This window comes from Streptomyces sp. NPDC092952 (assembly GCF_044754785.1).
Taxonomy (GTDB): domain Bacteria; phylum Actinomycetota; class Actinomycetes; order Streptomycetales; family Streptomycetaceae; genus Streptomyces.
The window spans coordinates 423451-443537 of record NZ_JBIVPT010000002.1; the positions used below are offsets into that span (position 1 = coordinate 423451).

Below are 20087 nucleotides of genomic sequence, written 5' to 3' on the forward strand. Positions count from 1 at the left end.
GCGCCACGTATTCACCTTTTGTCCCTGATGGCGCATCAGAACGGGTGGCGGAAGTCCGCCATGGCAACATCTGACCCCCTCCAACTCTCCACAAACCCCTGCCATCTACGAAAGGGTGAGCGGTCATCCGGTACCGAATTCCGGACTCTCTCTTTCCGATCCAGGGATGCTGATGACCTCCGAAGCCCCCCGCTCCATACCCGGGGCGAGACGCACGGCCCGCGTCGTCGCGGCCGCCGGCCTGGTGGCCGCGCTGGCCGCCACCGGTGTCGCCCCCGTCTTCGCCGCCGGCACCGCCGACACCGCTCCCGTCAAGTCCGCGGCCAAGGGCGCCGCGGCCGACAAGCTGGGCAGCCACGACGAGCAGCTCCTGGCCAAGGCCAAGGCCAAGGGCCAGAAGAACATCACGATGATGGTCGCCACCGCCCCCGGTGCGACCGCACAGGTCGCCAAGCAGCTGGACGCCGTCAAGGGCTCCGTGCTGGGGCGCACCTACGACAAGCTCGGCTACGTACGGGCCACCGTGCCCACCGCGACCGCCGAGGCCACCATCAAGGCGGCTTCCAAGCTGTCGTCCGTCCACGGCATCGATCTCAAGCAGGAGATCATGCTGGACGACCCGACGCCCGCCGGGGACAGCACGGCCAAGGCCCGGGCCTCGGTCAAGGCGACCGGTTCCTACCCGGCGCCCGGCAAGAAGACCCCTGCGAAGAACCCGTACAACCCGTCCTTCGAGACGGGCGCGGTCGACTTCGTCAAGCAGAACCCGAAGGCCGACGGCCGCGGGGTGACCATCGGCATCCTCGACTCCGGTGTCGACCTGGGCCACCCGGCGCTGCAGAAGACCACCACCGGCGAGCGCAAGATCGTCGACTGGGTCACCGCGACCGACCCGGTCAGCGACGGCGACGGCACCTGGCTGCGGATGACGGACGCCGTGTCCGGCCCGGTCTTCACCTACAAGGGCCGTACGTACAAGGCGCCCGAGGGCGACTTCCGGATCAAGCTGTTCGCCGAGGCCGCCACCAAGGGCGGCGACATGGCGGGCGACCTGAACCGGGACGGCGACACCACCGACGTGTGGGCCGTGCTCTACGACCCGGTCACCGGCACCACCCGCGTCGACCTGAACGACAACGCGGACTTCACCGACGACACCAAGCTGGTCCCGTACAAGGACAAGCACCAGGTCGCCTACTTCGGCAAGGACGACCCGCGCACCGACGTCTCCGAGCGCATCCCGTTCGTCGTCGAGAACCGCAAGAAGGTCGTCTACAACGCCGCCGGTGACACCGCCGACTACGTCAACATCGGTGTCATCGAGAGCGAGCACGGCACCCACGTCGCGGGCATCACCTCCGCGAACGGCCTGTTCGGCGGCAAGATGAACGGTGCCGCGCCGGGCGCGAAGATCGTGTCCTCGCGGGCCTGCACCTGGGACGGCGGCTGCACCAACATCGCGCTCACCGAGGGCATGATCGACCTCGTCGTGAACCGCGGTGTCGACGTCGTCAACATGTCGATCGGCGGTCTGCCGGCGATGAACGACGGTGACAACGCCCGCGCCAGGCTCTACAAGCGGCTCGTCGACATGTACGGCGTCCAGCTGGTCATCTCGGCCGGCAACGACGGCCCGGGTGTCAACACCATCGGTGACCCCGGCCTCGCCGACCACGTCATCTCCGTCGGCGCGTCCATCTCCAAGGAGACCTGGGCCGCCAACTACGGCTCGAACGTCACCAAGAAGTACGACATGCTGCCCTTCTCCTCGCGCGGTCCGCGTGAGGACGGCGGCTTCGCGCCGATCCTGACCGCCCCCGGTGCGGCGATCAACACCACCCAGACCTGGCTGCCCGGCGGCCCGGTCAAGGAGGCGGGCTACTCGCTGCCGGCCGGCTACTCGATGCTCCAGGGCACCTCGATGGCCTCGCCGCAGGCCGCCGGTGCCACCGCGCTGCTGCTGTCCGCCGCGAAGCAGAAGCACATCGAGCTGCCCCCGGCCGACCTGCGCACCGCGCTGACCAGCTCCGCCACCCACATCAAGGACGTGCCCGCGCACGCCCAGGGCGCCGGTCTGATCAACATCGTCGACGCCTGGAAGCTGATCAAGAAGCAGGGCGCCGCGGCGAACGAGTACACCGTGAAGGCCCCGGTCGACACGGCCCTCTCGGGCAACCTCAAGACCCCCGGCTTCGGCACCGGCCTCTACGACCGCGAGGGCGGCCTGAAGGTCGGTCAGAAGAAGTCGTACGACGTCACCCTCACCCGCACCACGGGCGCGGACAAGGACGTCAAGCACAAGCTGTCGTGGAAGAACAACGACGGCACGTTCAAGCTGACCGGCCCCGCCTCGGTCGCCCTGCCGCTCGGCAAGCCCGTCACCGTCAAGGTGCAGGCGCAGCCGCGCACCGTCGGTGTGCACAGCGCGATCCTGGAGGTGGACGACAACAAGACCGTGGGCGTGGACCAGCAGGTCCTCACCACGGTGATCGTCTCCCAGGAGCTGGTGAAGCCGACGTACGCGTTCAAGGCGTCCGGTTCGGTGCAGCGCAACAGCAGCACCTCGTACTTCCTGACCGTGCCGGAGGGCGCCAAGACCCTTGAGGTCGCTCTCGGCGCGCTGCGTTCGGGCAGCCAGACCCGCTTCATCTCCATCCACCCGTACGGGGTTCCGGTGGAGGACAGCTCGACGATCTACTGCTACCCGAACTACGAGAACCCGTCCAACACCTGCCGTCCGGACGTCCGCTCGTACAAGGACCCGCAGCCGGGCGTCTGGGAGATCGAGGTCGAGGCACGGCGTACCTCGCCGCTGCTGGACAACCCGTACAAGCTGGATGTCTCGCTGCTCGGTGCCACCTTCGACCCGGCGGTGCAGACCATCGCCGAGGCGAAGATCGGTACGCCGGCCGCGGTGAGCTGGAAGGCCACCAACGTCTCCGGTGACCTGGAGGGCAGCCTGAAGGGCGGCTCGCTGGGTTCGGCCAACGTCGAGAAGCCCTCGATCAAGACGGGCGACACCCAGGAGTTCACGGTCACCCTCGGTGAGGGCGTCGAGAAGCTGGACGTGGCCATCGGCAACACCTCGGACGCCAACGCCGACCTGGACCTGTACGTCTACCTGGGCGGCAAGGTGGTCGGGAAGTCGACCACCGCCGGATCCGAGGAGGCGGTCAGCCTGGCGAAGCCCGCCCCGGGCACGTACACCATCCAGATCGACGGTTACGACGTCCCGGCCGGGACCAGCACGTACGACTACCGCGACGTGTACTACGCGCCGTCGCTCGGCACGATCAAGGTCGACGAGTCGAAGGCCGTGAACCTGGCCAACGGCGCCTCGACGCAGATCGCCGCCGAGGTCGTGGCCGCCGGTGCGGCCCCCGAGGGCCGGCAGTTCTTCGGCGAGGTCCACCTGGTGAACAGCCGCGGCACCGCCGCGGGCACCGGGAGCGTCGTGATCGAGAAGGTCGTCCCGTAACGACCGGAGTGTGATCCGTACGACGGGCAAGGCGGCGGGGCGGGCGCTCTACGGAGCTCCCGCCCCGCCGTCCTGTGCCCGGGTGGGCGTCGTGGAGTCGGCGGCGCTGTCCGACGCCCTGGTGGAGGCGACGATCGCGGGCTTCGACCTCGTACCCAACAGCGCCGGTCAGCGAGCACGGGAGCGTATTCCGGAAACATCGAAGACCGACTGCACGAGAGCCGCCCGTCGGCACGGATACCAGCGAAGCTGCGATTTCTCTCGCATCTACTCGCTGCCCGACGGGCCTTCTTGGGCACCCTTCCTGAACCAGCGGACTCCGACAGCAATTCCTGCGACCACCAAAGCAATCACCAAAAAGATGGCGACCTTGGTTCCAGTATCCATCGTTCCGTACATGAATCCACTCCCTCGTTCGATCGAACAAAAACCTACGAGACGTAATTACGGGGCCCTTTCCCTCTCCTTACCCGTTCGAGCAGTAAGAATATCGACCGGCTGGTATTCCAACGCCTCACGGACCTGAGCGATCCGCGCAATATCGATACTGCTGGCAGGCAGGGCCAAAAGGGCCGTCCGTATCGCGTGCACTCCCCGCACACAGCACCGCGGAGCAACAGATCGAGGAGGGAGAGCCCTCCGGCATTCACCACGAGAGGGACCAGGGCCGAGGGCGGCGAGGACGTCCTGCGAGGTTGTCGCGTTCTTCGCGCGGTAGCGCGGAACAGAGTCGGCGCACACGCCCGGTTCAGGAGTGAAGCCCCCGCACCCGGCGGGTCATGATGGCGGAGCAGGCTTCCGGCCCGTCCCGCCACCTCGAACAACCCGCCTTCCACCAGGAGCGACACGGCGACGAACCGCCCGACGTCCACTTCCCCCGGCTGCGACCCCGCCCGCCGCCACCGCCTCGAGCAGGCTCCTTACGAGTCCTTCAGGTAGCCGCCGACGAAGCCGCGGTAGTCACCCCACACCCGCTCGCGCGCGGACCAGGAACCGAGGCCGCCCTTCCATGTGGCCGTCCAGACGGTCTCCGACTGGGCGTTGTCGGCGGGCGGGGAGGAGATCCACTCCTTCACGGGGGAGTGGGAGAACGACGCGGCCGGGACGTAGTTGTAGTGAGAGGCGCTACCGGGATAGACCTTGGTCGTGTCCGTTCCCTTGACCTGGTAGTTCGTGCGGATGGTGACCCGGGTGACCTTGATCCCGAAGATCTTGTCGTAGACCGAGTACGAGGCCCACATGTCCTTGTAGGAGGCAGCCGCAACCGCCGCGACGGGGCCCTCGGGCTGCTCTGCGGACTCGCCGGTCTCCGTCACGGTCTCGACCTCGTGCCCCAGGCCGAGCACCTTCGTGGACGATCCCGACGTGGGCGGCGTATTGGTGGCTTCGTCGCCCATCTCGCTCACCTCATGGGCATACGCCTCAGTCGTCTTCGAGTCGCTGATCAGCGTGAGGAACCTGAACTGGTCCATGAACGAGAGAGCCTTGAACTGCGTGGCGATCTCACTGGCCTCGGCATCGCCCGCCTGCGCCCTGCCTTCCAGGTAGGCGATGTAGTTCTCAACGGTGGTGGTGGGGCCGGGCGGCTCCACGCCGCCGGCGACAGCCGTGCCCGGCACGCCGATGAGCATGGCCGCAGCAAGACCCGCACCAGCAGCGGCAATGGAACCCTTACGAATCATCGAGTGCATAGCCTTGATCTCCCATGATGTGAAATCGAAAAAGGAAATGTTGGAGAGCTGTCTTTTCGTCAGCCGCCTTCGAACGCTGCAAAAGCTACGCCGCCCGAATGACGGGTGACCACCTTTCCTCTTGGCATCGAAGAGCCATGGCACGCTGCTGCCAGCCACCACAGAATCCCGCACCTTTTTCCAGAACGATGAAGTTCGATGACCCATCAGATAGATCACCTATATCCGACTTGACCGGAATGATAGGTCTACACCTGTCACTTGCCTTCGGCATATGCTGAGCCGCTCGATCGTCGATTTCCCCACGACGCAACGAATCCGGAGGCCCCCGGTGCTGAAGTCCCTTGAGCTGGACGCGCACATCCAGGCCGTGTACACGGCACTGCTCCAGCAACCGGCCTGGGGAGTCGAGGACATCGCCAAGCACACGGGACTGTCCGACGAGGACGTCCGCTCGACGCTCGACCGGCTCACCGAACTCTCCCTCCTCCATGTACCGACCGACGAGACCGGGCGTCTCGTGCCGGTCAGCCCGGAAGTCGCGCTCGCCCCGGCGCTCCATCGCATGGAGGCGGAACTGGACGCCAGACGGGCGAAGTTGGCCCAGGACCGCCTGGCGCTCTCGACGCTGACATCGGCGTACTCGACGCTGGCCCTGCACGGCGGCGACAGCGGCATCGAACACCTGGTGGGCGTGGACGCGGTACGGGTGCGACTGATGGAACTCGCCCAGCGTGCGAAGGCCGAGGTCTGCACCTTCGCTCCGGGCGGCGCGCTCAGCGCCGCGGCGCTGGAGGCCAGTCGACCGCTCGACGAACAGAACCTGTCCCGCGGCATCCGTATGCGAACCGTGTACCTGGACAGTGTGCGCAACGACACGGCGACCGTCGGCTACGCGGACTGGCTCGCGTCCGTCGGGGGCGAGACCCGGACCGTGCCGGCCCTTCCCATGCGCATGATCGTGTGCGACCAGCGCGTGGCGATCCTGCCGTTGAACACGGAGGACAGCAGACAGGGCGCCTTCCTCATCCGGTACCCGAGCATCGTGACGGCACTCACCGAACTGTTCAACACGGTGTGGGCCGGGGCGGCTCAGCTCGGCACGCCCCCCGAGGCCGCGAACGGCGAGGCCCCGAGCCACCGCGAGCTGGCGCTGCTCGGCATGCTCGTATCCGGCCTCACCGACGAGGGTGTCGCCCGCAAGATGGGCGTCTCCCTGAGGACGGTGCGCCGCAACATGGCGGAGCTCATGAAGCGTCTCGACTCCCAGAGCCGGTTCCAGGCCGGGGCCGAAGCGGTACGGCGGGGCTGGCTCTGACCGTCCCCGCACCCGCACCGGCCGGGGCCGTGGCACCCACCGGCCATGGCCCCAACCTGCCGACGTGACGGAGACCCCCTCACGGGAACGTCTGCCAGGGTCGAAAGGTGTATGCCATCCGCGTAGTCCTGACCCCGGCGGATCCGTCCGCCCCTCCCTCCGACGCAGCGGTCGGATCGCTCGCCCGGTTCGTCCGGGCAGCCTCCCGGGGACCGGTCGCCCATGTGACGGCGCGCCGCGACGGGAACCGGCTGGCGGCCATGACCTTCACCATGGCCGCCGACCCGCACCACGCCACACGACTCGCCGCCGAGGCCTGGCGGCAGTGGCTGACCGCGGACGAGTTGCGTGGCTGGTCCCTGCTGTCCTGCCAGGCTGACCTGCTGCTCAACCAGGACATCGGCGAGACCGACCATTCCCCCTTCCGTTATCCGTAGTGGAAGTCCTGGATTCCACTTCGAGGCAGCTTCCTGGCATTCGAGTGCCACGTCCCCCTGATGCCAGCGGAATCCGATGACATCCGGCACTCCCCCCTCCATGATTTCAATGCGGCCGGAAATCTTGTCCGGCACGCCGGGATATTCGTCCCGGCAGAATTCAAACAGGGGTGGGGAAATGAAGAGCTCGATCGGAACAAGAACCAGAACCATCGTTTCCGCCGTGGCGGTCGCCATTCCGCTGGCGGTCACCGGTCTCGCCGCGGGGGTCACGTCGGCGCCGTCCGATTCCGTGGCGCAGGTCCGGGCGAGCGGGACCGACACCCAGGGGGCCCTGCCCGCGACGACGGGCACGGAGTCGCCCGGGGACGGCACCGGCAGCTGGGTGTGGGACTGACTTCCCCCTGTGGGACTGATCACCCCGGGCCGGCGCCCGGCACGGGCGTGCCGGGCCGAATGCCCTTCGCTGTCCACACCCCGGACAATGGACTGGACAAGAAAGCCGTGGCCCCACGCATCATGGATGCGGCAGGCACGGCAACCGTGTCCGTTCGTACGCTCGGAGGAGTTCCTGTGAAGGTCGGAATCGTCGGCGCCACCGGTCAGGTCGGCACAGTCATGCTCAGGATCCTGGCCGAGCGGAAGTTCCCGGCCGACGAGCTGCGGCTGTTCGCCTCGGCGCGCTCCGCGGGCTCCACGATCGCGTGGGAGGGCCGGGAGATCACCGTCGAGGACGCCTCGACGGCCGACTACACCGGTCTGGACATCGTGCTGTTCTCGGCCGGTGGCGCGACGTCGAAGGCGCTCGCCGAGAAGGTCGCCGGGCAGGGCGCCGTGGTGATCGACAACTCCTCCGCGTGGCGCAAGGACCCCGAGGTCCCGCTCGTGGTCTCCGAGGTCAACCCGCACGCGGTCGCCAACCGGCCCAAGGGCATCATCGCCAACCCGAACTGCACCACGATGGCGGCCATGCCCGTGCTGCGCCCGCTGCACAAGGAGGCCGGGCTGCGGACGCTGACCGTCGCCACCTACCAGGCGGTGTCCGGTTCCGGTGTGGCCGGGGTCGCCGAGCTGCACGGCCAGGCCGCCGCGGTCGTCGCCGACGCCGAGCGGCTCACCCACGACGGCGGGGCCGTCGACTTCCCCGAGCCGGGCGTCTACAAGCGTCCGATCGCCTTCAACGTGCTGCCGCTGGCCGGCTCGATCGTGGACGACGGGTCCTTCGAGACCGACGAGGAGCAGAAGCTCCGCAACGAGTCCCGCAAGATCCTGGAGATCCCGGAGCTGAAGGTGTCCGGGACCTGTGTGCGGGTGCCCGTCTTCTCCGGCCACTCCCTCCAGGTCAACGCGGGCTTCGAGCGCCCGATCGGCGTGGAGCGGGCGTACGAGCTGCTGAAGGACGCGCCGGGCGTCGAGCTCTCCGAGATCCCGACCCCGCTCCAGGCGGCCGGGCAGGACCCCTCCTACGTCGGCCGCATCCGGGTCGACGAGACGCTGGAGCACGGCCTCGCGCTCTTCGTCTCCAACGACAACCTGCGCAAGGGCGCGGCGCTGAACGCGGTGCAGATCGCCGAGCTGGTCGCGGACGAGCTGAAGGGCTGAGGCCCCGGGAAGGGACCAGGGTCCGAAGGGCCGGGGTCCCGAGGGGCCGGAGCGAGGAGGGCGGGCACCCACACCGGGTGGCCGCCCTCCGCCGTACCCTCCGCAGACTCCCCCCACGCCCCGCCCCACACCCTCCTCCGTCCGGGCACCTGGCATGGAAGGATGGGCGAAAACCTCACAATCCAAGGAGATGACCGCGTGCCTGGCACCAATCTCACCCGCGAAGAGGCACAGGAGCGGGCGCGCCTGCTGACCGTGGACGCGTACGAGATCGATCTCGACCTCTCCGGGGCGCAGGAGGGTGGGACCTACCGGTCCGTCACCACCGTGCGCTTCGACTCCGCCGAAGCCGGTGCCGAGACCTTCATCGACCTGGTCGCCCCCGCCGTGCACGAGGTCGAGCTGAACGGCAAGGCGCTGGACGTGGCGGCCGTGTTCCGTGACTCGCGGATCGCGCTGCCGGACCTGGTGGCGGGCTCCAACGAACTGCGGGTCGTCGCCGACTGCGCGTACACCAACACCGGTGAGGGCCTGCACCGCTTCGTCGACCCGGTCGACCAGCAGGCCTACCTGTACACCCAGTTCGAGGTGCCGGACGCCCGCCGGGTCTTCGCCAGCTTCGAGCAGCCCGACCTGAAGGCAACGTTCCGGTTCACCGTGAAGGCCCCGTCCGGCTGGTCGGTCATCTCGAACTCGCCGACCCCCGAGCCGCGCGACGACGTCTGGTCCTTCGAGCCGACCCCGCGCATCTCGTCGTACATCACGGCCCTGATCGTCGGCCCGTACCACTCCGTGCACAGCAGCTACGAGAAGGACGGCCGGACCGTCCCGCTCGGCATCTACTGCCGCCCGTCGCTCGCCGAGTTCCTCGACGCGGACGACATCTTCGACGTGACCCGGCAGGGCTTCGACTGGTTCCAGGAGAAGTTCGACTACGCCTACCCGTTCGCCAAGTACGACCAGCTCTTCGTCCCGGAGTTCAACGCCGGGGCGATGGAGAACGCGGGCGCGGTCACCATCCGCGACCAGTACGTGTTCCGGTCGAAGGTGACGGACGCGGCGTACGAGCGGCGCGCCGAGACCATCCTGCACGAACTGGCGCACATGTGGTTCGGCGACCTGGTCACCATGGAGTGGTGGAACGACCTGTGGCTGAACGAGTCGTTCGCCACGTACACCTCGGTCGCCTGCCAGGCGTACGCGCCGGGCACGAAGTGGCCGAACTCCTGGACCACCTTCGCCAACTCCGAGAAGACCTGGGCCTACCGCCAGGACCAGCTGCCGTCCACACACCCGATCATGGCGGACATCCGTGACCTGGACGACGTGCTGGTCAACTTCGACGGGATCACCTACGCCAAGGGCGCCTCGGTCCTGAAGCAGCTGGTGGCGTACGTCGGCATGGACGCGTTCTTCCAGGGCGTCCAGGCGTACTTCAAGGCGCACGCCTTCGGCAACACCCGGCTGTCGGACCTGCTGGGCGCGCTGGAGAAGACCTCCGGCCGCGACCTGAAGACCTGGTCGAAGGCGTGGCTGGAGACGGCGGGCATCAACGTGCTGCGCCCGGAGATCACCACCGACGAGAACGGCCACGTCACCTCGTTCACCGTGGTCCAGGAGGCCCCGGCGCTCCCGGCCGGCGCGAAGGGCGAGGCGACGCTGCGCCCGCACCGCATCGCGATCGGCTGCTACGACCTGGACGCCGACGGCAAGCTGGTCCGCGGCGAGCGGATCGAGCTGGACGTCGACGGCGAGCGCACCGAGGTCCCGTTCCCGGCCGGCACCGCCCGCCCGGCCGTGATCCTGCTCAACGACGACGACCTCTCGTACGCGAAGGTCCGGCTCGACGAGGAATCGCTGGCCGTGGTGACCGAGCACCTCGGCGACTTCGCCGAGTCCCTCCCCCGCGCCCTGTGCTGGTCCTCCGCCTGGGACATGACCCGCGACGGCGAGCTGGCCACCCGCGACTACCTCTCCCTGGTGCTGTCCGGCATCGGCAAGGAGACGGACATCGGCGTCGTCCAGTCGCTGCACCGCCAGGTGAAGCTGGCGCTGGAGCTGTACGCGGCGCCGGAGTGGCGCGAGGCCGGGCTGGCCCGGTGGACCGAGGCGACGCTGGCGCACCTGCGCGCGGCCGAGCCGGGCAGCGACCACCAGCTGGCCTGGGCCCGTGCCTTCGCGGAGACCGCCCGCACCCCGCAGCAGACCGACCTGCTGCAGTCGCTCCTCGACGGCAAGGAGACCATCGAGGGCCTGGCCGTCGACACGGAGCTGCGCTGGGCGTTCGTGGAGCGGCTCGCGGCTGTCGGTCTGCTGGAGGAGGAGGAGATCGCCGCCGAGTACGAGCGCGACCGTACGGCGGCGGGCGAGCGGCACGCGGCGACCGCCCGTGCGGCCCGGCCGACCGAGGCGGCGAAGGCGGAGGCGTGGGCCTCGGTCGTCGAGTCCGACACGCTGCCGAACTCCCTCCAGGAGGCGGTCATCGCGGGCTTCGTCCAGACCGACCAGCGCGAGCTGCTGGCCCCGTACACGGAGAAGTTCTTCGCCTCGGTGAAGGGCGTCTGGGACTCGCGGAGCCACGAGATGGCGCAGCAGGTCGCGATCGGCCTCTACCCGGCGATCCAGGTCTCCGAGGCCACGCTGGAGGCCACCGACGCCTGGCTCGGCTCGGCCGAGCCGGGTGCGGCGCTGCGCCGGCTGGTGTCGGAGTCGCGGTCCGGCGTCGAGCGCGCCCTGAAGGCCCGGGCGGCCGACGCGGCGGCCGCGACGGCGTAAGGTAGCGGCCGTACGACAGTGAGGGGCGCCCCCCGGCGTGACGGGGGCGCCCCTCTTCTGCGTTCCGGGTTCCGGGGGACGGAAGTGGAAACCGCCCGTCGGGCGGGCGCCGTGGCGCGGCCGTCCGACGGGCGGGAGTTCACCGGCCCCGGCGGGGTGTCACGCGCCGGCCTGCTCGTAGCGTTCGGCCAGGTCGGCGGCGCCGGTCTCGGTCAGGCTGCCGTGCAGGCGCATCCGGGCGACGCCGCCGTCCGGGAAGGCGTCGAGGCGGACGTGGGTGACGATCGCCCGGGCGCGGAGCGGGAAGCGGTGCAGGGTGTCGGGCTGCAGCCGGGTGCGGGGGATGATCTCGAACCACTCGCCGGTCTCGCCGTTGCGGCCCTGGAGGGCGATCCAGCCGGCCGCGTTGCCCTTGAGGTAGGCGGTGTCGATCTCGACGGCGCGGACCGCGCCCTGGGCGGGGAGGCGGAAGCGGACCCAGTCGTTGGTGTCGCGGACCCGGCGGCGGCGGTTCTCCCAGCCGTCGTCCATCTTGCGGGAGGTGCCCGGCAGGATGATCTGGGTCGGCGAGGAGTAGAAGCGGTCCGAGGCGTCCTCGTAGCTGCCGCCGTTCAGGACCGAGAGCAGGTCGAAGGAGCCGAGCGTGGCGAGCCAGGACGGGTCGGGGAGGACCTCGCCGTGGACGCGGAGGCGGGCGATGCCGCCGTCGGGGTGCTGGCACAGGCGGATGTGCGTGTAGCGGCGGGTGCTGGTGATCTCGAAGCCGTTGGCGGCGTGGCCGCGTACGGGGGTGGGCGGGACGATCTCCTCCCACTTCACGTCGGGGGCGAGCAGTTCGTCGGGGCCGGGCGAACCTTCGACGGCGGTGGCCTGTATCGAGACGCGCTGCGGGTAGTTGCCGCGGAAGTGGGCGGTGTCGACGACGATGCCGCGGATGATGCCGGGGGCACCGAGCCGGATCAGGGCCCAGTCGTGCTCGTCGGGGGCGGGGAACGGGTGCTCGGCGTCCGCACCGCGGCGGCGGCGGGTCTCCCAGCCGTCCATGATCTTGCCCTTGTGGCCGAAGTGCTCGGGGTCGAAGACCGCGCGCTCCCGGATCAGGAGGTTCTCGCGCTGGGCGAAGAACTCGTCGTTGGCGGCGATCACGCCCGCGCCGAGGCGGCGGTCGGCGAGGTCGACGAGCTCGGTGAAGGGCAGGTCGGTGGTGCGGTAGTCGGCGTACGGGTCACCGCCGCCGTACGGGGCCGCGTCGTTGGCGTGGGGATCGTCGTGTCGGGGCTCGTTCTCGTCGAAGGTCATGGTTCCACTGTCGCCGCGAACGACCCATCAGGTCCATCGAATGTTTTTGCATCGTCTATTCAGTGGAAGTGAACGATGCGGCGGTGGCGGTGAGGGCGGCCAGGACCCGGGCCACCGCGGGGCCCCGCTCGGCGCCCTGCCGGACCGCCGCCACCACATGGCGGCGCGGCTGGTCGGCGTCGAGGACCCGCATCACCACCCCGTCCCGGCCGCGCCGCTCCGCCGAGGCCATGCGCGGAAGCAGTGCCACACCCATGCCCGCCTCGACCATGGCGAGGATGGCCGTCCAGCCGGAGGCGCTGTGCGCCTGCTCGGGGACGAATCCGGCGGCCTCGCAGGCCGCGGTGGTGATCTGCGACCAGGGGCCGGAGCCGCCGTAGATCCACGGGTCGCCGGCGAGGTCCGCCAGCCGGAGGGCGGGGGCGGCGGCCAGCCGGTGGTGCGCGGGCAGCGCCACGTCCAGCGGGTCGGCGAGCAGCGGCAGCACCGCGAACCGGGGGTCGTGGGCCGTCGGGGCGTGGGCGGCGAGGGAGAGCGCGAGGTCGGCGTCACCGGCGGCCAGGAGCTCGTACGCCTGCCCGGCCTCCGCCTCCTGGATCCGTACGTCGGGGCCGGGGCGCGGCTCGGCGCGCAGCCGCTGGACCGCGGGGACGACGAGGGCGGGGACGGCCGTGGAGAACGCGGCGATCCGCACCTCGCCGGCCTCGCCGCGCAGATAGCCGGTCAGTTCGGCGTCGGCGCGTTCCAGTTGGGCGAAGACGACCTCGGCGTGGCGCAGTACCAGGTGGGCGGCGTCGGTGAGCCGGACACGGCGGCCCTGGGCCTCCAGGAGCGGGACGCCGAGCTGCCGGGAGAGGCTGGAGAGCTGCTGGGAGACGGCGGAGGGCGTCATCATCAGGGCCCGCGCGGTCGCGGTGACCGTGCCCCGGTCGCGCAGGGTGCGCAGGATGCGGAGCTTCTTGACGTCCCACTCGGTCATGGCCGCAGCCTACGGGCGGCGCCACGTCCCCGCGGTGGCGTCGTCCCCACGTCCCGCGCTTCCGTGTGCGGACACACGTGTGCGCCGCGTGGTGCACGCGGCGCACGGGAAGGGGTGGGCGTTACGCCTTCTTCCTGGACTTGTCCAGGACCATGACCAGGCCCGTGATGACCAGGAACAGGACGATGGGCGCGACGACGTAGAGGCCGACGGTCTCCATCGCGCTCAGGCCGGGCCCCGGGTCGTCACCGTCGTCGCGGGTGAGCGCGAGCGCGGGGGACGACATGAGCAGCATCATCAGCGTCGTTCCGGCCGCGACGGCGCCGGCGCGCATAGCGTTCTTCTTGTCCACGGTGCAAACGTAGCGAACGCCCGCGAGGGGCGCGCGCCCGGGGGTGCCGTACGGGGCCGGAGCGGGGTCAACGGAGCGGCCCCGGGCCGTCGCGGTCCGGGGCGAGGACCGCCATCAGCCGGTGGAGCCGGGGCGCGGTGGCCAGCTCCTCCAGGGTGACCGGCCGGCCCTCGGCGTCGGAGACGGGCAGCCGCCAGTTGGGGTACTGGTCCCAGGTGCCGGGGAGGTTCTGCGGGCGGCGGTCGCCCAGCGCGTCGGGCAGCCAGACGCCGACCATCCGGGCGGGGGTGCGCAGCAGGTAGCGGTGGACGGCGCGGACGGCGCCCTCCTCGTCGCTCTCGCCCTCGGGGAGCAGGCCGAGCGCGGTGAGCAGGCCCAGCCATTCGGCGGTGTCCGCCGCGTCGGCGGTCAGCTCCTCGGCGAGGGGGCGGGTGAGCAGGCCGAGGCGGTGGCGCAGGGCCACGTGTTCGCCGGTGAGCCGGGCGGCGGTGGGCGGCAGGTCGTGGGTGGTGGCGGTGGCGAGGCAGTCCTCGCGCCACTTCTCGGGGGCGGACGGGCGGCCGGTCCCCGCCCAGTCGCGCTCGAACCAGAGGACGGAGGTGCCGAGCACCCCGCGCCGGGCCAGCGCCTCGCGGACGCCCGGCTCGACCGTGCCGAGGTCCTCGCCCAGGACGGCCGCGCCGGCCCGGTGCGCCTCCAGGACCAGGACGGCGAGCATCGCCTCGCCGTCGTAGGAGACGTAGGCGCCCTCGGCGGGCGGGCGGCCCTCGGGGACCCACCAGAGCCGGAAGAGGCCCATCACATGGTCGATGCGCAGCGCCCCGGCGTGGGCGAGGAGCCCGCGCAGCAGTCCGCGGTACGGGGCGTAGCCGGAGGCGGCGAGGACGTCGGGGCGCCACGGCGGCAGGCCCCAGTCCTGGCCGCGGGCGTTGAAGGCGTCGGGCGGGGCGCCGACGGACATGCCGGGGGCGAGGGCGTCCTGCTGGGCCCAGGCGTCGGCGCCGCCGGGGTGCACGCCGACGGCGAGGTCGTGGACGATGCCGAGCGGCATGCCCGCGTCGAGGGCGGCGCGCTGGGCGTCGGCGAGCTGGGTGTCGGTCAGCCAGGCGAGCCAGGAGTGGAGGCCGATCCGGTCGAGCAGTTCGCGGCGGGCGCGGGCGGTCTCCGGGGAGCGCGGGTCGCGCAGCCCGGCGGGCCAGCGGTGCCAGTCGGGGCCGTGGACCTCGGCGAGGGCGCACCACAGGGCGTGGTCCTCCAGGGCCTGCCCCTGGGCGGCCAGGTAGTCGCAGTAGGCGGCGCGGCGGCCGGGGGTGAGGGGCACCCGGCGGAGGACCTCGAACGCCTGGTGCTTGAGGTCGCGCACGGCGTCGCGGTCGATCAGGGCGCCCTTGTTGAGCACGGTGTCGCCGAGCGCGGCGGCGCTCTGCCGCAGGTCGTCGAGGACACTCCGGTCCTCGGCGTGGCCGTACTCGGGGACGGACTCGACGCGCAGGTGCACGGGGTCGGGGAAGCGCCGCGAGGACGGGCGGTACGGGGACGGGTCGGTGGGGCGGCCGGGTACGGCGGCGTGCAACGGGTTGACCTGGACGAAGCCGGTGCCGAGGGTCCGCCCCGACCAGGCGGCGAGGTCGGCCAGGTCGCCGAGGTCGCCCATGCCCCAGGAGCGGGCGGAGAGCAGGGAGTAGAGCTGGACGAGGAGGCCGTGGGTGCGCCGGGGCGGCCGGGGCGCGGCGGGCGGGGCGACGACGAGCACGGCGGACGCGCTCCGGCCGCCGGGGGCCCGGACGGCCAGCCGGTGCACCCCGAGCGGCGGCGGGCTCCACCAGGCGGGCGGCGGCGCCTCCGCCCGGTCCGCCCCGCCCGGAACCGCCCCGCCCGAGGGCGGCACCGCCGCGACCCGCATCCGCAGCGGCGGGGCCTGGCCGCCGTCTTCGAGGGCGATCTCCAGCGCGGTGCCGGGCGGCAGGGCGGTCAGCGCCCCGGGCGGCGGCTCCCCGTCCCACACCACGACCGTCCTCGGCAGCAGCCGGGAGCGGGCGGCGGACTCGGCGGCGGCGAGCGCCTCCCGGACCGCCCCGGGCGTGGTGGCGTCCACCCCGAGCGCGCCGAGCACGGCGACGACGGTGGCGTCGGGGACGGGGGCGCCCGTGCCGGCGGACGGGGCGGAGGTGGCGACGCCGTGCAGGGCGGCGAGCCGGGACAGGCCCATTCAGACTCCTGGGTACTCCGGTCCCCCCGCACAGCTCGGCGCGACCGGTTCGCTGGTCAGCGGGGCGTGCACGGCGAGCGGGGGTTCGCTGGTCAGGTGCGTGGCGTCGGCGAGCGGGGGCTCGCTGGTGAGGGGTATCGCGTCGGCGAGCGGCGGTTCGCTGGTCAGCGGGCCGGACCGCGCGGCGGCGGGCGCCGCCTGTGCGGGAAGGGAGAGGAGCGGGGGCTTCGCGGCTACGGGCATGGCGGCCTCCTGGCCGTGGGAATCAGGACACACGGGACACTGCGAGCCACTAAGGGGTGTCTGACAAATGCCTGCGGCGTCGCGGGGTCCGGCACGCACGCTCGCGGCGTTACCGAACCGCCCACGTGGCTCCGCCACGCGGACGCCCCGGCGCCTTGCGATCGCACGCACCGGACCCCGCTCCTTCACCCGCACTCATTTATCAGACACCCACTAGGGCGTGTTCCGTGGCCCCGGCGGGCGGGCAACGCCGGCCGCGGTGCCTCGCCGCGCCGCCGGAACGTCCGCGTACCTCCAGCGTCCGGACGTTCCTCCGCGTACGGTGCACCGCGTCCGGCGCCGCACGCCGGTCCGTCGGGGACCACGGGACAGCCCTACCCACGAATCCGGTCGCGGACATGGCCGCCAGCACAACGAATTCAACGTCCTCCGGGTCACATTCCGCTCTTCCCGGGCCAGTTCTCCGTAAGTTGTCCGCCGATTTCGGCCATCCGGCGTCATCCTTGGCGTGCCCGGACCGGGCGGGCCGGTCGCCCCGTCCTCCGTGCGGCGCCGATCGCGTCCGGCCCCGTACCCCGCCCCACCTGCCGCAACGGTCATTCCCGGCACACCGCCCACGTACATTGACACCTTCGCCCCCGGGTGGTGGGCTCGAAGCCCACCGACGGGCAGAGCGGGACGAGGGAGACGGGCGATGCGGCTCAGGCGTGGAAAGCAGGCGGCGGCCATCGCGGTCGCCGTGCTCGGCGGGCTCCTCTCCACGGGAACACAGGCCGTCGCCGCCCCGTCCGATCCCGGCTCCCCCGCCCTGGCCGCCCAGGACCGCACGGACGACGGCGCGCTGCCCTCCGTGTGGCCCCGGCCGCAGTCCCTGGTGGCCGCCGGCCCGTCCGTCCCGCTGACCACCGAGGTCACGCTGGTGGCCGGTGCCGGGGCGGACCCGTACGCGGTCGACGCGCTGCGGACGGTCCTGCGGGAGGCGGGCGTGCGCACCGTCCACGAGGCCCTGCCCGGCGGCGGCCCGGTCGTCCGGCTCGGCGGCGACGGCGCCCGGGAGGCGCTGCGCGCCCTGCGTGCCCCGGCACGCGGCGAGCTGCCCTCCGGGGGCTATCTGCTCTCGGTCGGCCGGGTCGCGGGGCGGGACACCGTCGCCGTCGACGGCTCCGGCGAGGACGGCCTCTTCCACGGCGTGCAGACGCTGCGTCAGCTGATCCGGGACGGCGGTGTCGCGGGGGTCGCGGTCCGCGACTGGCCGGGCACCGCCGTGCGCGGCATGACCGAGGGCTTCTACGGGCAGCCGTGGACCCTGGACGAACGGCTCGCCCAGATCGGCTTCATGGGGCGTACGAAGCAGAACAGGTACCTGTACGCGGCGGGCGACGACCCCTACCGGCAGTCCCGCTGGCGTGATCCGTACCCCGCCGAGCGGCGGGCCGACTTCCGGGCGCTGGCCCGGCGGGCGCGGGCCGAGCACGTGACGCTCGGCTGGGCGGTCTCCCCCGGCCAGGCCATGTGCATGTCGTCGGACGGCGATGTGCGGGCGCTGACGAAGAAGATCGACGCGATGTGGGCGCTGGGCGTACGGGCCTTCCAGCTCCAGTTCCAGGACGTCAGCTACAGCGAGTGGCACTGCGGCGCGGACGCCGACGCCTTCGGCGACGGCCCCCGGGCCGCGGCGCGGGCGCAGGCGCGGGTGGCCGGGGCGGTGGCCCGCCACCTCGCGGAGCGGTACCCGGGCGCGCGGCCGCTGTCGGTGATGCCGACGGAGTTCTACCAGGACGGGTCGACCGAGTACCGCACGGCGCTCGCCCGCGAGCTGGACGAGCGGGTGCAGGTCGCCTGGACCGGGGTCGGGGTCGTGCCGAGGACCATCACCGGCGGGGAGCTGGCCGGGGCGCGCGCCGCGTTCGGGCACCCGCTGGTCACGATGGACAACTACCCGGTCAACGACTACGCCCAGGACCGGATCTTCCTCGGCCCGTACACCGGCCGGGAGCCCGCGGTGGCGACGGGGTCGGCGGCGCTGCTCGCCAACGCGATGGAGCAGCCGTCGGCGTCCCGCATCCCGCTGTTCACCGCCGCCGACTTCGCCTGGAACCCGGAGGGCTACCGGCCGCAGGAGTCCTGGCGGGCGGCGGTGGACGATCTGGCGGGCGGTGACGCGCGCGGCCGGGAGGCGCTGCGGGCGCTGGCCGGGAACAGCGCGGAGTCGGTGCTGGGCGGCGACGAGTCCGCGTATCTGCGGCCGTTGCTGGAGGCGTTCTGGACGACCCGTGCGGGGCACGACACCGGTGCGCGGGACGGGGCGGCCCGGCGGCTGCGGGAGGCGTTCACCGTGATGCGGGAGGCCCCGCAGCGGCTGAAGGACCTGGCGGGCGGTCGGCTGGGCACGGAAGTCGCGCCGTGGTCGGAGCAGTTGTCCCGGTACGGCCGGGCCGGCGAGCTGGCCGTGGACCTGCTCCAGGCGCAGTCGCGCGGCGACGGCGACGCCGCCTGGCGGGCCTCGCTGGCCCTGGAGCCGCTGCGCGGGGCGGCGAAGGCGGACAAGGCGACGGTCGGCAAGGGGGTGCTGGCCCCCTTCCTGGACCGGGTGCGCCGGGAGGCGGACTCCTGGACGGGCGCGGACCGGGACGCCGGTTCGGTGACGCGGTCCGAGGGCGCCTACACGGTCCGGCTCGACCGGGCCCGCCCGGTGGAGACCGTGACGGCGATGGTCGCGCCCGGCGGGGGAACGGTGGCCGGGGCGGCGCTGGAGGCGCACGTACCGGGCGAGGGGTGGCGCCGGCTGGGCACGCTCTCGTCCTCCGGCTGGACCCAGACGGCGGCGAAGGGGCTGCGGGCCGACGCCGTCCGGATCAGCTGGCCCACCGGCTCCACCGGGCTGCCCCCGGTGGTCTCCCGGACGGTGGCGCCGATGGCCCCGGGCCGCGCGGTCCACGCCCCCGTACCGGCCCCCGAGGTGCGGGCGCTGGTGCCGTGGTTCGGCGACGAGCCCGCGGCCCGGCTCGACCTCGCGCGCGGCGGGACGGACGCCGAGATCGGCGGCGGGCCGCTGCGGGTCGAGGCCCGGCTGGACTCCCGCCACCCGGTCGAGGTGCGGGGCTCGCTCGTCGCGCAGGCGCCCAGGGGCATCAAGGTGGACGTCCCGAAGCAGACGCGGGTGCCGCGCGGTTCCCGTACCCGGGTGCCCGTGGAGATCACCGTCCCGGCGGGCACCCCGGCCGGGGAGTACGAGGTGCCGTTCCGGTTCGGCGACGAGCGCAGCACGCTCACCGTCCGGGCGTTCCCGCGCACCGCGGGCCCCGATCTGCTGCGGTCCGCCGCCGCGTCGTCCTCCGCCGACGAGACGCCCGACTTCCCGGCGTCGGCCGCCGCGGACGGGGACGCGGAGACCCGCTGGTCCTCCCCGGCCGAGGACAACTCCTGGTGGCAGGCGGAGCTGGAGCGGCCCGCCCGGGTCGGCCGGGTGGTGCTGCACTGGCAGGACGCGTACGCCGCCCGCTACCGCGTGCAGGTCTCCGCGGACGGCCGCAGCTGGCGCACCGCGGCCACCGTCCGGGAGGGCCGGGGCGGGCGCGAGTCGGTCCGGATGGACGCGAAGGACGTCCGCTACCTCCGGGTCCAGGGCGATGCCCGGGGCACCGAGTACGGCTATTCGCTCTGGTCGGTGGAGGCGTACGCGGTCGCCGGGGCGGAGTGACGGA

General features: G+C 72.0%; 13 protein-coding genes. 7 read left to right on the forward strand and 6 right to left on the reverse strand.

What is annotated here, in order from left to right; genetic code table 11:
• Window positions 1–166 precede the first annotated feature (166 nt).
• Window positions 167–3478, forward strand: a complete 3312-nt coding sequence (locus ACIQGQ_RS05860) for a S8 family serine peptidase (RefSeq protein ID WP_402391128.1) — start codon at window positions 167–169, stop codon at window positions 3476–3478.
• A 920-nt stretch (window positions 3479–4398) separates the two neighbouring features.
• On the opposite strand, the gene ACIQGQ_RS05865 is transcribed toward ACIQGQ_RS05860, so the two are convergent.
• Window positions 4399–5097 (reverse strand): hypothetical protein, encoded by a 699-nt coding sequence (locus ACIQGQ_RS05865; RefSeq protein WP_402391130.1) that lies wholly within the window; start codon window positions 5095–5097, stop codon window positions 4399–4401.
• Between the two features lie 403 nt (window positions 5098–5500).
• On the opposite strand from ACIQGQ_RS05865, the gene ACIQGQ_RS05870 reads away from it, so the two are divergent.
• The 5 genes from ACIQGQ_RS05870 to pepN all read left to right on the forward strand — a co-directional run bounded on the left by ACIQGQ_RS05870 (window position 5501) and on the right by pepN (window position 11301).
• Window positions 5501–6487, forward strand: coding sequence for a LuxR C-terminal-related transcriptional regulator (locus tag ACIQGQ_RS05870; RefSeq protein ID WP_402391133.1), 987 nt, complete (start codon window positions 5501–5503; stop codon window positions 6485–6487).
• A gap of 107 nt (window positions 6488–6594) precedes the next feature.
• Window positions 6595–6924 (forward strand): hypothetical protein, encoded by a 330-nt coding sequence (locus ACIQGQ_RS05875; protein ID WP_402391135.1) that lies wholly within the window; start codon window positions 6595–6597, stop codon window positions 6922–6924.
• Between the two features lie 223 nt (window positions 6925–7147).
• Entirely contained in the window at window positions 7148–7321 is a 174-nt protein-coding gene (locus ACIQGQ_RS05880; RefSeq protein WP_402391138.1) for a hypothetical protein, read from the forward strand.
• Between the two features lie 176 nt (window positions 7322–7497).
• Window positions 7498–8526, forward strand: a complete 1029-nt coding sequence (locus ACIQGQ_RS05885; protein WP_402391141.1) for an aspartate-semialdehyde dehydrogenase — start codon at window positions 7498–7500, stop codon at window positions 8524–8526.
• 198 nt (window positions 8527–8724) lie between these two features.
• Window positions 8725–11301: an aminopeptidase N gene (pepN, locus tag ACIQGQ_RS05890; protein WP_402391144.1), complete on the forward strand. Its 2577-nt coding sequence runs from the start codon at window positions 8725–8727 to the stop codon at window positions 11299–11301.
• A 159-nt stretch (window positions 11302–11460) separates the two neighbouring features.
• Here the strand turns inward: pepN and alc are convergent, their stop codons facing one another.
• The 5 genes from alc to ACIQGQ_RS05915 form a co-directional block, all read right to left on the reverse strand.
• Entirely contained in the window at window positions 11461–12600 is a 1140-nt protein-coding gene (gene alc / locus ACIQGQ_RS05895) for an allantoicase (protein WP_402391146.1), read from the reverse strand.
• A 55-nt stretch (window positions 12601–12655) separates the two neighbouring features.
• Window positions 12656–13579 carry a LysR family transcriptional regulator gene (locus tag ACIQGQ_RS05900; protein ID WP_402391149.1) on the reverse strand — a complete coding sequence of 308 codons (924 nt, stop codon included), beginning with the start codon at window positions 13577–13579 and terminating at the stop codon, window positions 12656–12658.
• A gap of 121 nt (window positions 13580–13700) precedes the next feature.
• Window positions 13701–13931 carry a hypothetical protein gene (locus ACIQGQ_RS05905; RefSeq protein ID WP_352275378.1) on the reverse strand — a complete coding sequence of 77 codons (231 nt, stop codon included), beginning with the start codon at window positions 13929–13931 and terminating at the stop codon, window positions 13701–13703.
• A 67-nt stretch (window positions 13932–13998) separates the two neighbouring features.
• Window positions 13999–16140: a 4-alpha-glucanotransferase gene (malQ, locus tag ACIQGQ_RS05910; RefSeq protein ID WP_402391152.1), complete on the reverse strand. Its 2142-nt coding sequence runs from the start codon at window positions 16138–16140 to the stop codon at window positions 13999–14001.
• Window positions 16141–16383: a hypothetical protein gene (locus ACIQGQ_RS05915; RefSeq protein ID WP_402391154.1), complete on the reverse strand. Its 243-nt coding sequence runs from the start codon at window positions 16381–16383 to the stop codon at window positions 16141–16143.
• 694 nt (window positions 16384–17077) lie between these two features.
• Here ACIQGQ_RS05915 and ACIQGQ_RS05920 point away from each other — a divergent pair.
• Window positions 17078–20083, forward strand: coding sequence for a beta-N-acetylglucosaminidase domain-containing protein (locus ACIQGQ_RS05920; protein WP_402391156.1), 3006 nt, complete (start codon window positions 17078–17080; stop codon window positions 20081–20083).
• Window positions 20084–20087 lie beyond the last annotated feature (4 nt).

Bases quoted from the DNA above. Each gene is read 5' to 3' on its own strand.
- ACIQGQ_RS05860 (WP_402391128.1), top strand. From the start codon at position 167: ATGCTGATGACCTCCGAAGCCCCCCGCTCCATACCCGGGGCGAGACGC.
- alc (WP_402391146.1), bottom strand. From the start codon at position 12,600: ATGACCTTCGACGAGAACGAGCCCCGACACGACGATCCCCACGCCAAC.
- ACIQGQ_RS05900 (WP_402391149.1), bottom strand. From the start codon at position 13,579: ATGACCGAGTGGGACGTCAAGAAGCTCCGCATCCTGCGCACCCTGCGC.
- malQ (WP_402391152.1), bottom strand. From the start codon at position 16,140: ATGGGCCTGTCCCGGCTCGCCGCCCTGCACGGCGTCGCCACCTCCGCC.
- ACIQGQ_RS05915 (WP_402391154.1), bottom strand. From the start codon at position 16,383: ATGCCCGTAGCCGCGAAGCCCCCGCTCCTCTCCCTTCCCGCACAGGCG.
- ACIQGQ_RS05920 (WP_402391156.1), top strand. From the start codon at position 17,078: ATGCGGCTCAGGCGTGGAAAGCAGGCGGCGGCCATCGCGGTCGCCGTG.